This window comes from uncultured Odoribacter sp., from assembly GCF_937966165.1.
In the GTDB taxonomy this organism is placed as follows: Bacteria; Bacteroidota; Bacteroidia; order Bacteroidales; family Marinifilaceae; genus Culturomica.
On the sequence record NZ_CALCLB010000006.1, the window covers coordinates 150,170 to 165,015 of the forward strand.

The following is a 14,846-nucleotide window of genomic DNA, read 5'->3' on the forward strand; positions in this document are numbered from 1 at the left end:
AGGACAAATTTATAAAAATAAATGAAGAAATTTTTATTTCCATTCGGTAACTTCTTCATCGAGTTCCGGAATGGATGACGACTTGAAAACCGGACTTTTTATTCCTGCTTTTTTCTGTCGGTTATAGTCTGCGAGAGCTTTAAGTGCAATTTTCCCCAGCAGTAAAATGGCTATCAGATTGGTTATGGTCATAATCGCCATAAAGAGATCAGCCAGATTCCATACTAAATCCAGACCTGCAATTGCTCCAAATAGAACCATTGCACCGACGCCTAGGCGGTAAAGTTGCAAATAGAGGGGATGGGGACTGATAAAGAAGAGGTTGGTTTCGCAATAGGAATAATTCCCGACGATAGAACTAAAAGCAAACAACAGAATGCAAAAAGCGACAAAATATTTTCCGAAAATTCCGATTTCTCCGGTTAAGGCGGCTTGTGTCAGTTGGATTCCTTTTATACTTCCATCCAGGGGAATGTCTGAAAGTAAAATGATGAATGCGGTACAACTACAAATGACAATCGTATCGGTAAATACACTGAGGGCCTGAATTAGTCCTTGTTTTACCGGGTGAGATACAGAAGCAGTGGCAGCGGCATTGGGAGCAGATCCCATTCCGGCTTCATTGGAAAACAGGCCGCGCCTTACTCCCTGCATGATAGTGGCCCCTAGGCCACCCCCAAGTATTTGTTCAAATCCGAAAGCGTTGGCAAAAATGTGATCGATCAGGGAAGGGAGGGCTGTAATATGAGTGATCAGAATAAAAAAAGCTACCAAAATGTAAGCAATGGCCATAATCGGTACGATAATACCGGAAACTCGGGCTACCCGGTGAATACCTCCGAATATGGTCAGAATTGTAAAAAAAGTCAGTCCTATTGCCAGCCATATCCGGTTCACCCCTAAAGCTTCGTTAAAAGCCAGTGAAATAGTGTTGGCTTGTACGGAGTTAAATACCATCCCAAACGTGACAATGATGATGGCTGCGAAGAGTGTACCCATCCATTTTTGTTTCAGGCCCTTCTTCATATAAAAGGCCGGTCCGCCTATATAAGATTTTTCTCCTTTTTCTTTATAAATTTGAGCTAAAGTCGATTCGACAAAGGCCGAGGCAGAACCAATCAGTGCAATCAGCCACATCCAGAATACAGCTCCCGGTCCCCCTAAAGCCAGAGCTGTTGCAACTCCTGCTAAGTTACCTGTGCCAACCCTGGAAGCTGTGGCAATACAAAAGGCCTGGAAAGAGGAAACTGTATTTTTGCTGTTGTTTCCGGCAACACCCTCTCCAAGTAGACGCGACATTTCCTTTATTTTTCTGAATTGGACGAAGCGGGAACGAAAAGTAAAATATAAACCTGTACAAATTAAGGGAACTATAATCAGAAAAGTCCAGATCCAGTCATTGATTAAAATAACCCAATTGTTGAGGATTTCTTGCATAATTTGTTTTTTTTACTGCTTTCTTCACAAATATACGGTATATAATGCCAAATGTCTCACTCTTTATAAATTAAATTTTCCCGTTTGTCTTTGATGAATGCATGTTCAGTATGAATACAAAGTCTTTTATTTTATAACAGAAATTTAAGTTATTACTGGAAAAGGGACATAAAAGGGTTTCGGTGACGGATATTTGTCAGATTCCGGGAATGGTCCGGGGATTATTATATCATTATCCTGAAAGTAAGGAAAAATTATTTGCAGAAATTACGGATATATTTTTAATCAAAAATCTCCAAAAGAAGATAAGTTATTGAAAATAAACCACAGGATATGGTCTTAAAAAGAGGTTAGTAATGTTTTAGCACATATGCAATTACTTTGAATTGCTGCGTTTGGCATCTCTTTCAAATAACTCTGTACAAGCAGAGGATTTCTGGCCGGGGTACCAGAATATGAAAACTATTTTTCCTGCTTGATCAAGTCAACATTGACAATATAGAGAAAAAGGGTAGCACTTTGCGCTGCCTCTTCTCGTTTATAAATGAAACTGCCGTCTTCATTAAAATCACCAGGCATGTCCGTACCCTCCGGCCATTATCACATTCATACGATTGCAAAGTAAGTAAAAGTAAGTATATAGGCTCCCAAATGCCTGATTTTTTGTAAACAGAAGGAATTAAGTCCTTGTATAGCAATAAATGGCTGTCTTTTTTATAGCAGCTGTTTATTGTTATAACTTTATGTTATTAGGCGTGTAACGTTTACCGGCAGAAGTTTTAGCCGCACAAAATAAATATGCTCCCGGGTAAAAGAAGGAGCGTCTGCGTGTACAGGCATGCTTTCCTGTGGTGTCCGCAGCCCGGTATTCGTGAATGTTACGTCCGATAGCGAAACTCCCTGCTGGTCGTCGGCTGTTTGTGCATTTTGCCCTTCGCCTTGTTCCTGTCCGGCTTCGGGCTGGGGCAATGCAGGTGTCAGTTGAATTTTTCGCTCCGGCATTGCAACCTCTGCCTTTAGGGGCTGTAGCTCTTTCTTCTTTTTCCTGCGCTGCCGGTGGTTTTATTTTGTTTATCGCAGTTTGCCCCTTATTTTTCTCTGATCGTCCGACTTCGGTAAAACGATTATTTCCCCCTGAGGGCATGGCTTTTGAGCATAACTTAAAATGTATAGCGTCATTCAATATACCTCCTGCCGTGTTTTAACTTCGTTTTTTATTATAGAAATCTTTGTTTTTTTTGTAAAACTATGTATCTTTGCAAGCGCAAAAAGAGAAAGTTCTTTGAATAAAAGGGGAGATACCAAAGTGGCCAACTGGGGCAGACTGTAACTCTGCTGACTTATGTCTTCGTAGGTTCGAATCCTGCTCTCCCCACAAATTTTAAACGGCGGATGCTGTAGCATCCGGTGATTTTGAAAATTTTTGCAGTCAAAAGCACACTTTTGTAAGTCAAAAGTTTTAAAATTAGTAAGAAAGATCCCGTCTTTCGCCGTATAAAATTTGTGAGTTTCTCCCTTCCGGACCGGCGGGCAAAGTGAGCCTGTCCTGTTTAGGGGAATGTCTTGCGGAAATAGCTCAGTCGATAGAGCACTAGCCTTCCAAGCTGGGGGTCGCGGGTTTGAGTCCCGTTTTCCGCTCATTTAAAATGAAGCAGTTACATGAAAATGTAGCTGCTTTTTCTTTTTAGGGGACGGGGGTAGGTGCTATTTTAAATAAGTTATCAGTAGCGTTTCAACGGATAATTCAAAAGAAATATCTAGAAGTATTCAAAAAATGTAAATGTTTTGTTTTTAGCACAGTTTCCCCCGTCCCCAGGTGCTATTTAGATTATTTTCTTTTGCCAGTGGGCATATTTAATATACCCTAAAGAGACGAGTCCGATAATTGTTCCGTAAGTGATTTCGCTTGTCCATACCAATTCTACCCGGGTGCCGATTTTGTATGCAAAAAACCATACCGAAAAAGTATATGCAAGCAGTACTATAAATTCCAGCCAGAGGGCTTGTATGGTATTGCCGGTTCCGGAAACAGCTTCAAAAAAAGTCATCCCGAAGCTCATTGAAACAGAAGCGATGCAAATGATGTAGAGAGAAGGGATGGAAGCTACGGCTAAAGAAGTGTCGTTAGTATAAATAGATAGAATACTGTACGGGAAAAAAATACTGCATAACAGGACGGGCAGGATGCAAACAAAACTCAGTTTCCATGTTTTCAGCAGAGTTGACATCACTTCTGCCTGCTTCCCTGCGCCGATAAGGCGGCTCGTCAGGGTGTTAGCCGTTGCACCGAAAGCAAAAACCGGAATCATGATGAGCATATATGCACTCCGGACGATCCCGGATATAGCAATAGGTAGTTCGCCCATATGTTCCACCAGTACAAAAAATATAAACCAGGTGCCAAAAGAAAGTAGTTTTTGAATCATTGTCGGAAAAGCCAGCTTTAATATTGATTTCATCAGCCAGCCTTCCAGTTTATGAAAGGCGAATAAGGCATATGTTTTAAGGGGAAGCCGGGCCAGGGTATAAAGAACGAAAAACAATAAAGCTGAAATTTCCGCACATACGGAAGCCAGTGCAGCTCCTCCTACGCCCATATGCGGAAAGCCCCATTTCCCGAAAACCAGTACATAATCGAGAAAAATATTCACTACTGCCATCAGTAAGGTAGAGAAACTGATCACTTTGGTGCTGGATAAACCGATATAAAGGGCACGGAAGAGAAAATTGAAGCAAACAAAAATAATCCCATAATGCCGGTATTCCATGTATTCAATAGCAGCGGCATAAATATTGGGAGATTGTATTACTTTTTGCAACAGAGCATTCGAAAAATAATGTTGAATGAGAAAGAGTCCTGTAGACAATAAGAATACAAAAACCAATCCGTGTTCAAAAATCACCCCGATGCGGTTTAATTTTCCTTCTCCGAGACGGCGGGCCACAATAATCTGTACTCCTATACTGAATCCCTAGGCCAGGGTCGAAAATACATAATAATAAATGCCGGCCATCATGGAAGCTCCAAGTGCAACAGGACTTACCCGTCCCAAAAAGGCCGTGTCGGTAAGTGTGATCAACGTCTGAGCCAGATTGCCGAATATAATCGGATAAGCAATTGACCAGATCGCTTTATTTTTTATGGAGCTTTTCATCAATATTTAAAATGCTTCGGTCATATTCATATAGATTCCCCATTTCTGACCGGGTTCTTTACCAATATCGAGGCGGAAGTTTTTCCGGGGTTGCAGTTGAATGCGGAGACCAAATCCGTAATTTAATTTCCATTTGTTCCAGTCGGCCGGAGTTTTCCCGATGGTAGCTGTTCCTACCCAGGCTACAGCACCGAATTTCGACCAGAAAGCGCCTCTTTCGTATGCTGACTGAGACATAAACATATGCCGGTATTCGACGATGCCATAAGCCATAGATTTGTCCCGGTATTTCCCCCAGGCATAACCACGCAGGTCAAAAGGGTTTCCGAAATTGGGTAATTCGGTATAGGGAACATTATCCATTCCGATTTGACTTTTGGCTGTCCAGGCTAATACACTCCGGCGTTTAAACACTTGTTTAAATTGACGGTATTCCAGTTCTATCATTTCATAATTGAAATCCCCTCCCCAATATTTCCCATAAAGGGTTCCCGTAGCACTTAAAAACATCCCGGCAAAAGGAGTGGCAACATCGTCCCGGGTATCGTATTGGAAAAGTCCCCCGATACCGATATTATGGAATCGGTTTCCGTATTTAATGACTTGTGCATTTTGTTTCATCCAGTGGGGCATGTCTTTACCGTAATAATAATTGTAGTCCAGTAAGGTACCGACATAAATATTCGGACGTACTTCCCAGACAAAACGGGGGAAAAATTGAACACTTGTTTTATGGAAAGTAACCGAATCCTTTTTAAAACGGTCTCTCAATTCTTCTGCCTGTTTAATTTCATCATAACCGATACCATAAAAATTAGCTGGTTCTGTCCGGTAACCGTATTTAATGTAGATACGGAATTTATTTTCGTTAAAGAACAAAGTTCCGGCACCGGCTGCGACGAAAGTACCATTGATAGAGATGTTAAATCCTACCGGAATGAATGAACGCTGGCTGATGGAATCGTACTTGTTCATCCGGAAAGTCATCAACATGGCTCCTCCGATCCCCAAAGAAGCTTCTGGATTATAGGAAGGACCCCCCAGAATAGAAAGCCATACTTTCTTATGGGCGCGGATCGAATCGCGCCTGTGTTGACGATAAAGTTGTTTGAGCTGACGGTCGGTCAACTGGTCGGTGACTATCATCAGCGTATCTTCCGGATTTATGATCTTCGTTACAGTATCTTGCTGCGTAAAAGCAGGTAGTGCAGAAAAAAGAAAGGAAATGAATAATATTATTTTCATGATTGTCTTAAAAATGTTCCAAATTTACTCCAAAAAATGTATCAAAAAATAATCTCAGTGTTAATTTATATTATTTGTTAAATTACGGAGCTCTCATGGATTGGTTTTGAAATTTTAGTGTTAATTTTGAACGATGTGAGGAAATTCTGAGGAGAAGCCGGATATATAAAAGACTTTTTACCTCAAACCCATTTGTAAAGCTAAATTGAAAGGGGAAAAACAAGTATACATTAAAAACTGAAAAGCTATGACGATTGAAGAACAAGTGAACGAAGGCATTAAAAATGCGATGAAAGCCAGGGAGAAAGTCCGGCTGGAAGCATTGAGGAATATTAAAAAAGTGATATTGGAAGCCAAGACCCGTCCGGGAGCCGGAGAGGGAATTGACGATGCCGAATGTGTTCGTATTATCCAGAAATTGGCCAAGCAAAGTTCGGATGCAGCAGAAATATATAAACAACAAGGGCGGCTGGACTTATATGAAGAAGAAAGCGGACAATTGGAAGTATTGAATTCTTTTTTGCCGAAACAGTTGTCTGAGGCTGAATTGACGGAAGCTCTGAAAGCTATTATAACTTCTGTAGGGGCGACTTCTCCGAAAGATATGGGAAAAGTTATGGGAGTAGCTACTAAGCAGCTTAGCGGAAAAGCGGATGGAAAAGCTATCTCTGCTAAAGTAAAAGAGTTGTTACAATAATACGCTTTCTATTGAGTCAAAAAGTAATAAAAATGTACCCCCAAAAAAGACAAACATTCCTGAAAAAGGAGAACAGCATTTTGTTACTTTTTGACTTATATTCTTTTCTTCTTTTCTTTTAAATCTTACATTTTTCTTTTATATTAGGGGCGTTATTATGTTGAAGATTCACCGGATATTGCAAAACCGTTCCTATAAGGGGCTTTATGAGTGCTGGATTTGTTAGCGCTTTCTTTTCTTATGCCCGGTTGTGAGTTTATTTATCCGGAGTTCTGAGTTATTCTGTCAATTGTTTCAATTTATTTTTTTATTATGCGTGGTAATATTTTTGATATTAAACGCTATGCTATCCATGATGGTCCCGGAATCCGGACGACTGTCTTCTTAAAAGGATGTAATTTGCATTGCTGTTGGTGTCATAATCCGGAAAGCCAGTCTGTAGGCCCTTGTTATATGTCTCAGGTTTATCGTTTAGGCGAGAAGGAATTCCGGGAAGAAAGAATGGTAGGGTATAGTATCTCTGCAGACGAATTGTGGGAGGAGCTACGTAAAGATCAGGTGTTTTTTGAAGAATCGGCGGGGGGAATAACATTTTCCGGAGGGGAGCCTCTTTTACAATCTGCTTTTTTACTGGAAATGTTAAAACGTTGCCGGGCAGCTCATTTCCGGACGTGTGTTGATACAGCCGGAGCGGTACAAGTTAAGGAATTGGAAGAAATATGCCGTTATACAGATTTGTTTTTATACGATGTTAAGACGGCGGATCCGGGTAAGTTTAAAGAATTTATTGGGGAAGGTTATGAAAAGGTATGGGAGAATCTCGACCGGATTGTACGGTATGGTACTTCAGTATTGATACGGATTCCGGTTATTCCGGGGGTGAACGATACCGAAGCGGATCTTTCAGCTATAGTCAGCCGGTTGAGTACGATGCCTGCATTACATAGGATAGAACTATTGCCTTTTCACCGGACAGGGGCTGATAAATATCGCAGGCTGGGCAGAAAATATGAGATGGGAGAAACGGCTGGCCTGACGGAAAGCGGAATTAGCGGAATAAAAGAGTATTTCCGGAAAAACGGATATGAAGTATTATGATACATTCCTTGTCAAACAGTTCAAAATGTTTACTGGTGGGTCGCAGCTGACAGGTATATGCCGGAAGGTTTATGACTTAACCGGACTAAAATGCAGGAGGAAAGGATAAATTAAAAACGCTGGTGGGTAAAGTAGGAATGTATTTCCATAAAATATGAATTTAAAGAATAGCGGACATTCAGGATTTGTAATATAATCATTTTAAATATTTAAGATAATGAAACTAACTGAACGAATACAACGATTGAGAGAGCAAAGTTTAAATGCTGAGAACAGGATTTCGGCTGAGCGGGCTTTGTTGATTACTGAATTTTACCAATCGGGAATAGCGGATGCTGAACCGGTACCGGTTCAGAGGGCATTGGCATTCCAGTATATTCTGGAGCATAAGGCCATTTGTATCAATGAAGGGGAGTTGATTGTCGGGGAGCGCGGGCCGGCGCCCAAAGCAACGCCTACTTATCCGGAGATTTGTGTACATTCCCTGCAGGATCTGGAAATTTTACACAACCGGAAAAAAGTATCTTTTAAGTCGGATGAAAAAACCCGGGCGGCTTACCGGGATATTATTATTCCTTATTGGACCGGAAAATCCAACCGCGACCGGATTTTTAAAAATGTCACTCCCGAGTGGAAGGATGCCTATGAAGCCGGTATTTTTACCGAATTTCAGGAACAGCGGGCTCCGGGGCATACTGTGTTGGGCATGAAGATGTTTCGTACAGGTTTAAACGACCTGAAATTAGAGATACAGGAAGCTATGGATAAATTAGACTTACTGGATGATCCGGAAGGAGTAGATAAACGGGATGAATTGAGGGGAATGGAGATTGTATGTAATGCGATGATTACTTATGCAGAGAGACATGCCCGTAGGCTGGAAGAATTGGCGGTTCAGGAGTCTGATCCGAAACGGAAGACTGAATTATTGCAGATGGCCCGGACGTGTCACCGTGTCCCCGCAAATGCCCCACAGACGGTACAGGAAGCTTTGCAGCATTATTGGTTTATTCATTTAGGGGTAGTAACGGAATTGAATCCCTGGGATTCTTTTAATCCCGGGCGTTTGGATCAAAGTTTATACCCTTTGTACAAAAAGCAGATGGAAGAAGGGAGTACGACAAAAGAAGAAATATACGAGTTGCTCGAGTCGTTTTGGGTAAAATTCAATAATCATCCTTCTCCGCCCAAAGTGGGAGTGACAGCAGAAGAGAGCAATACTTATACGGATTTTTCTTTGATTAATATAGGAGGAGTGAAAGAAGACGGAAGCGACGGGGTGAATGAAATTTCTTTTATGTTACTGGATGTCATTCGGGAAATGCGGATTTTGCAACCCAGTTCCATGATACAAGTCAGTAAAAAGAACCCGGATCGTTTTATCCGGGAAGCGGTAGAAATTATTAAAACCGGATTCGGTCAGCCCTCTGTATTCAATACAGATGCGTTAGTGCAGGAGATGCTCAGGGCCGGGAAAAGTATCACAGATGCCCGGAACGGAGGTTGTTCCGGTTGCGTGGAGACGGGAGCCTTCGGTACAGAAGCTTATATTTTAACCGGTTATTTTAATTTACCGAAAATATTGGAATTGACTTTAAATGATGGTTATGATTGGAGGACGGGAAAACAAATCGGATTAAAAACCGGCAAGGCCACTGATTATAAAACATACGAAGAATTGTTTGCAGCTTACCGGCTGCAGCTGGCTCATTTTATGCGGATAAAATTGACTGGCAATAACATCATTGAACGAATATTTATGAAATATATGCCGGTACCTTTTCTGTCGGTGCTGATAGAGGATTGTATCCGGAACGGAAAAGATTATATGTGTGGAGGGGCCCGTTATAACTCCAGCTATGTGCAGGGAGTGGGATTAGGAAGTATTACCGATATGCTGACCGCTTTGCGTTATCACGTTTACGACCGGAAAGACGTTAAAATGTCGGAGATGATGGAGGCCTTACAAGGTGATTTTAAGGGATATGAAGAATTGCAATACCGTTTGGTCTATAAAACTCCCAAGTATGGTAATGACGATGATTATGCAGATCGCCAGGAAGTGGATGTTTTCGATTTGTATTACGATGTTTTGAACGGGCATAAGTCCCCGAGGGGAGCAACCTACCGGGTAAATATGTTGCCGACCACTTGCCATGTTTATTTTGGACGGGTTACCGGAGCAACCCCGGACGGAAGAAATGCCGGAAAACCTTTGTCGGAAGGTATTTCACCTGTACAAGGAGCCGATGTAAACGGTCCGACGGCTGTCATCCGGTCGGCAGCCAAGATCGATCACATTAAAACCGGAGGGACATTATTAAATCAGAAATTTACGCCTTCTTTACTGGCAACCGAAGAAGGGGCTATGAATCTGGTACATTTAATCCGGGCGTATTTTCGTATGGACGGGCATCACATCCAGTTTAATGTAGTCAATGCGGATACATTACGGGATGCACAAAAACATCCGGAAGAATATAAAGATTTGATTGTCCGCGTTGCCGGTTACAGTGATTATTTTAATGATTTAGGGGAAGATTTACAAAACGAAATTATTTGTCGTACAGAGCAAACACAGTTGTAAAAATGTTTCCGTATAAAAAATAAACATTTATTGCCTTTTTATTAGAGAGATATCCTAAAGAAGTGAAATTTAATATCGGAGTATATTTTTGTTTCCGGAATGAGCAGGGAATAAAAAAGAGTATAAATTCTGATGATAAACTTTTTTGGGATATTTCTGTTTTCTAATGAACCGGGTTAAGAAATGATTTTTTGATATATTAATAATTTTTAAATGTTAATTAATTTTATATCTTTAAGCCTTTATATATAAAATAATCTTTATGAACTCCAGACTTATTATTTTCTTTTTCTTGTTTGTGTGTTTTGCTTGTCAGGACGATCCTTTGGACACCAAAGGGAATAAAATTAATCCGGAAGAAATTCTGAAAAATGAAGCCAATTACTGTAAAGGGATGATTCGGGTCAAGTTGAAAGAAGACATTCAGGGGAAAATGCAATTAAATACCGTTCAGGGGATGACCCGAACCGGGGTATCGGCTATTGATGAAATTACGGCTCAATTAGGGGCTGTCAAGATCGAACGGGTTTTTCCGTATGGCGGCAAATTTGAACCCCGTATGCGAAAAGCCGGGTTACATTTATGGTATGACATTGAATTTGAGGAGAGCATTCCGGTAAGCCGGGCGGTTTCGGATTTTTCGGATTTAGCTGAAATTGAGGTAGTGGAACCTGTGCTTCAGGCGCAAAGAGCAGGGGAGAATGAAGTTATTATTCCGGTTAAAACTCTGGAGCAGATAAAGCCAACTGCTGCAGGAAGTCCTTTTAATGATCCTGGACTTTCTTTGCAGTGGCATTACCACAATGAGGGAAATTTGCCTAATTCGGTTGCAGGGGCAGATATTAATTTATACGATGCATGGAAAGTAACGGCAGGTTCCCGGGAAGTGATAGTTGCAGTGGTGGACGGGGGAATCGATTACGAACATGAAGATTTAAAAGATAATGTCTGGATAAATGAGGATGAAGTGGCAGGGAATACAGATAATGATAACAATGGATATGCCGGGGATGTATACGGTTGGAATTTTGTCTCTAATATTGCTACGATTATACCTGATTCGCATGGGACGCATGTGGCAGGAACGATTGCTGCTGTGAATAATAATGGGAAAGGGGTATGTGGTATTGCTGGGGGAACCGGATTGTACGACGGGGTTCGGGTCATGAGTTGTCAGATATTTGAGCCTGCTGAGAAGGGGAGCGGAGGAAGTGCGAACATTCCGCGAGCTATTATTTATGGAGCCAATAACGGGGCCGTCATCAGTCAGAACAGCTGGTCCTATAAATTTGAACAGGGTACCCCTTATTTGAATGAATCTACAAAAGCAGCTATTGATTATTTTATCGAATATGCAGGATTGGATGAAAATGGGAATCAGACAGGTCCGATGAAGGGAGGAATTGTTATTTTTGCTGCGGGGAACAATAATTCAAATAAAGATGCATATCCTGCCAAATATGAAAGAGTATTTTCCGTAGCCTCTATGGCGCCTGATTTTCTGAAGGCTTATTATTCCAATTATGCAGACTGGGTAGATATTACGGCTCCGGGAGGAACTTACAGGTATATGTCCAAATATAGTAATGAGTGTCCTGTATACAGTACTGTACCCGGAAACGGTTATGGGTATAAACAGGGTACATCTATGGCTTGTCCTCATGTATCCGGGGTTGCGGCATTAGTCGTGTCTAAATTTGGAGTAGGACATCCCGGTTTTACGCCGGAGGATTTAAAATCCATACTCCTGGAAAGTGCCGGAAATATTGACCGTTATAATCCGAGTTTCCGCGGAAATTTGGGAGCAGGATATGTAGATGCTGCCGCTGCACTTCAATCGGATGAAGGGATTGCTCCTGACCCGGTAACAGATTTACAGATAGAGTGGAGTTACAATTCTGCTCTCCTGACATGGAGTGTAACCCGGGATGAAGATAATAAAACAGCGGCTTATTATCAGGTTTACTGGAGTACAGAACCTTTGGAAAATATAGATTTTGACGGGTTGCCTGCAGATATAAAAACGGAAACAGTAAATGTTATCGGGAAAAGCCCGGGAGAGGAGGTATCGTTTAAAATTACAGATTTGGAAAATGGCACTCTTTATTATCTGGCCATAAGGGGGAAAGACCGCTTTGGAAATTATTCAGCTGTTACCTTGGCTAAAGGTCAGACCTTGTCCAATGAAGTCCTGATTGTTACCCGGAAAACTCCCGGTGATATTGTTTTAACGTCTGTAGAGACAGCGGAAATTGTTTTTGAGGTTACCCATCTGGAGGGGCGGTCTTATAGATATGAAATACAGGATCCTGCTAATGCGGCTACCGTTGTTGAAAAAAACGGGGACTTAGTAGTTACTATTTCGGCACTTAAAACAAAAGCCGGAACATATGAAGCGACTTTGACTGTTAGGGATGAGGCAGGAGCTGCTGCCATTGTAAAGATCCCTTACACTGTATTGCCCAATCGGTTACCTGTTATTACTTCCAACGTTTTGGAAAATTTATATTTTGATCAAATCGGGGAGGTAAAAACGATAAAGCTATCCGAATATTTCCGGGATCCCGATGGAGAAACGCTGAGATACGCGGTAAAAAACACTTCGCCGACTTTTGTGAAGACTACTGTGAGCGGCGAACAATTGATCGTGAATGCTTTGAAGTCCGGAAAGGTGACCCTTGAAGTTACCGCTTATGATTATTTCGGGGAGCATGTCAGCAGAAGTTTTACTGTAATGGCCCGGGATGGTTCTAAAGAAGTGGATCTCTATCCTAATCCGGTAGCGGATAAATTGAATATCCGCATGGGGCAGGATGTGAATGGAAATGTAGAAGTAAAATTATACAATACGGCGGGCGTTTTTGTAATGGAGAAGAATATCATTGTCCGGCCTTTTGAACCCGGAGTTTTAGATATGAGTAAATTGAGCGGGGGAACTTATGTCATTGTTCTGAAATATGCCGGTAAAGAAATCCGGAGAAACATTGTTAAAATATAATTCAAAAATATTGGGGAAACCAGAGTAAAAGTTTTAGCACAATTCTTCAGTAAAAACGTTCGCAAAGTCTGAACGAAAAAAAGGAAAAACGTTTAAAATAAAAATCTCCTCAGGATAAAATCGGAGGAGATTCTTTATTTCTGAAAACGGTAAATTACAACACTGTTTTCTTTTATAAAAGAGATTTGTATACCCGTTTTTTAGAAAATTTACAGGAAACCATCTCAAAGATTACTTCAATTCCGGTAATTCGATTCCTTTAATTTTACGGTAAAGGTTTAAAGCATAAGAGTCAGTCATACCGGAAACATAATCGACTACCGTTTGTATTTTAGTATACATGGAATCTTCTTTGCTGACCTGATATTGTTCCGGCATAACGGATAAAATATTCCGGGCATAATAAGTTTCCGGTTTTAAGACAGCGTCGGTATATTCTTTCAGAATCGTACCGAGAATTTTAAAGCCGGCGATTTGAATTTGGGTAACGATATTTGTATGATAAATACGACTGTAGGCCAGATCAGTACATTTGTCATAAGCTTCCTTGTTCGTACCGGAAAGATTTTTGATGAGGGTACTTTTAAACGTACCGTTCATAATTGCTTCATAATGATTACAAAATACTTCCGCGCAGGCATTGATTAATTTATTGATGATGCCGGCTCTCAGGAAAGCGATCCTTTCGTTTTTGTCGGTCACGACTTTAAACGTACGGGCGATGATTTTCAAGTCTTCCTTGTCCTCATTTTTATCGTAAAAATTTTCGAGTATAGCCGTTGTTTCATCGTAAGAGAGAATCCGCATTTTGTGGGAATCTTCGATGTCCATGATCTGATAACAAATGTCGTCCGCAGCCTCTACCAGATATACCAGCGGATGCCGGACATATTGCAGCGGACGTTCTTCTAGTTGTAGCAATCCCAGTTCTTCGGCAACCTGACGGAATATTTCTTTTTCGCTTTGGAAGAAACCGTATTTAAATCCTTTATGGGTAGCACAAGTCGATTCGAAAGGATATTTAACGATAGAGGCAAGAGTGGTATACGTCATCGTATAACCGCCGGGTCTTCTGCCATTAAAACTGTGGGTCAGCAGACGAAAGGCATTGGCATTTCCTTCAAAATGACTTAAATCCGTCCATTCTTCATCGGAGAGTAACTTTTTAAAATACCGGCCTTCACCTTCGCTGAAAAAATAGGAGATGGCTTCTTCTCCGGAATGCCCGAAGGGGGGATTTCCCAAATCGTGGGCCAGGCAGGCACTGCTGACAATTGTGCCGATCTCTTCCAACAGTTCCGGATTTTCCATTTTTATCTTATTCTGCTTTAAAAATTGGGCAATTTTATTTCCTAAAGAGCGACCGACGGAGGCTACTTCCAGACTATGCGTCAGACGGTTGTGTACGAAAATATTCCCAGGTAAAGGAAATACCTGCGTTTTATTCTGAAGCCGTCTGAAGGGAGAAGAGAAGATCAGCCTGTCGTAATCCCGTTGAAACTGGGAGCGGTCGTGCGAATGAAATAGAGAAGCCGGACTTCCCGGGTGATAGCGATGTGCAGATAAAAGTGTATTCCAATCCATCATAATATATCCGATATAAATGGAAAGCGAAGGTAAAAAGAAAAT

Annotated in this window: 11 protein-coding genes and 2 tRNA genes; 7 read left to right on the forward strand and 6 right to left on the reverse strand. The window is 41.3% G+C overall.

Translation table 11 applies throughout. The annotated features are described in order from the left end of the window. Positions 1–33: 33 nt before the first annotated feature. A complete protein-coding gene (locus tag Q0465_RS02745) occupies positions 34–1,437 on the reverse strand; it encodes a sodium:alanine symporter family protein (protein WP_298612474.1) in 1,404 nt (467 codons plus the stop codon). Positions 1,438–1,592: 155 nt separating this feature from the next. On the opposite strand from Q0465_RS02745, the gene Q0465_RS13660 reads away from it, so the two are divergent. Beyond that, on the forward strand, positions 1,593–1,754 hold the full coding sequence (locus tag Q0465_RS13660) for a TetR/AcrR family transcriptional regulator (RefSeq protein WP_367274295.1): 162 nt from the start codon (positions 1,593–1,595) through the stop codon (positions 1,752–1,754). A gap of 424 nt (positions 1,755–2,178) precedes the next feature. Here Q0465_RS13660 and Q0465_RS02750 read toward each other — a convergent pair whose 3' ends face one another. Next, positions 2,179–2,439 (reverse strand): hypothetical protein, encoded by a 261-nt coding sequence (locus Q0465_RS02750; protein WP_298612477.1) that lies wholly within the window; start codon positions 2,437–2,439, stop codon positions 2,179–2,181. A 290-nt stretch (positions 2,440–2,729) separates the two neighbouring features. Here Q0465_RS02750 and Q0465_RS02755 point away from each other — a divergent pair. Both Q0465_RS02755 and Q0465_RS02760 read left to right on the forward strand, forming a co-directional pair. After that, positions 2,730–2,812, forward strand: a tRNA-Tyr gene (locus tag Q0465_RS02755). A gap of 190 nt (positions 2,813–3,002) precedes the next feature. Beyond that, positions 3,003–3,075 (forward strand) — tRNA-Gly (locus Q0465_RS02760). A 185-nt stretch (positions 3,076–3,260) separates the two neighbouring features. On the opposite strand, the gene Q0465_RS02765 is transcribed toward Q0465_RS02760, so the two are convergent. Genes Q0465_RS02765 through Q0465_RS02775 form a run of 3 tightly spaced genes read right to left on the reverse strand, consistent with a single transcriptional unit; the run spans position 3,261 to position 5,837 of the window. Continuing rightward, positions 3,261–4,400, reverse strand: a complete 1,140-nt coding sequence (locus Q0465_RS02765) for an MATE family efflux transporter (RefSeq protein ID WP_298612608.1) — start codon at positions 4,398–4,400, stop codon at positions 3,261–3,263. A gap of 9 nt (positions 4,401–4,409) precedes the next feature. Next, the gene (locus tag Q0465_RS02770) at positions 4,410–4,592 is read right to left on the reverse strand and encodes a hypothetical protein (RefSeq protein ID WP_298612479.1); all 183 of its coding nucleotides are present in this window, start codon (positions 4,590–4,592) and stop codon (positions 4,410–4,412) included. Positions 4,593–4,598: 6 nt separating this feature from the next. Continuing rightward, positions 4,599–5,837: a BamA/TamA family outer membrane protein gene (locus Q0465_RS02775; RefSeq protein ID WP_298612482.1), complete on the reverse strand. Its 1,239-nt coding sequence runs from the start codon at positions 5,835–5,837 to the stop codon at positions 4,599–4,601. A gap of 247 nt (positions 5,838–6,084) precedes the next feature. Here Q0465_RS02775 and Q0465_RS02780 point away from each other — a divergent pair, with 247 nt between their 5' ends. The 4 genes from Q0465_RS02780 to Q0465_RS02795 all read left to right on the forward strand — a co-directional run bounded on the left by Q0465_RS02780 (position 6,085) and on the right by Q0465_RS02795 (position 13,217). Further along, on the forward strand, positions 6,085–6,534 hold the full coding sequence (locus tag Q0465_RS02780; protein ID WP_298612485.1) for a GatB/YqeY domain-containing protein: 450 nt from the start codon (positions 6,085–6,087) through the stop codon (positions 6,532–6,534). Between the two features lie 312 nt (positions 6,535–6,846). Further along, the gene (locus Q0465_RS02785; RefSeq protein ID WP_298612488.1) at positions 6,847–7,632 is read left to right on the forward strand and encodes a glycyl-radical enzyme activating protein; all 786 of its coding nucleotides are present in this window, start codon (positions 6,847–6,849) and stop codon (positions 7,630–7,632) included. Between the two features lie 217 nt (positions 7,633–7,849). Beyond that, positions 7,850–10,219 (forward strand): trans-4-hydroxy-L-proline dehydratase, encoded by a 2,370-nt coding sequence (gene hypD / locus Q0465_RS02790; RefSeq protein ID WP_298612491.1) that lies wholly within the window; start codon positions 7,850–7,852, stop codon positions 10,217–10,219. Between the two features lie 262 nt (positions 10,220–10,481). Then, the gene (locus tag Q0465_RS02795) at positions 10,482–13,217 is read left to right on the forward strand and encodes a subtilase family N-terminal domain-containing protein (protein ID WP_298612494.1); all 2,736 of its coding nucleotides are present in this window, start codon (positions 10,482–10,484) and stop codon (positions 13,215–13,217) included. Between the two features lie 231 nt (positions 13,218–13,448). Here Q0465_RS02795 and Q0465_RS02800 read toward each other — a convergent pair whose 3' ends face one another. Next, the gene (locus tag Q0465_RS02800) at positions 13,449–14,804 is read right to left on the reverse strand and encodes a deoxyguanosinetriphosphate triphosphohydrolase (RefSeq protein ID WP_298612497.1); all 1,356 of its coding nucleotides are present in this window, start codon (positions 14,802–14,804) and stop codon (positions 13,449–13,451) included. Positions 14,805–14,846 lie beyond the last annotated feature (42 nt).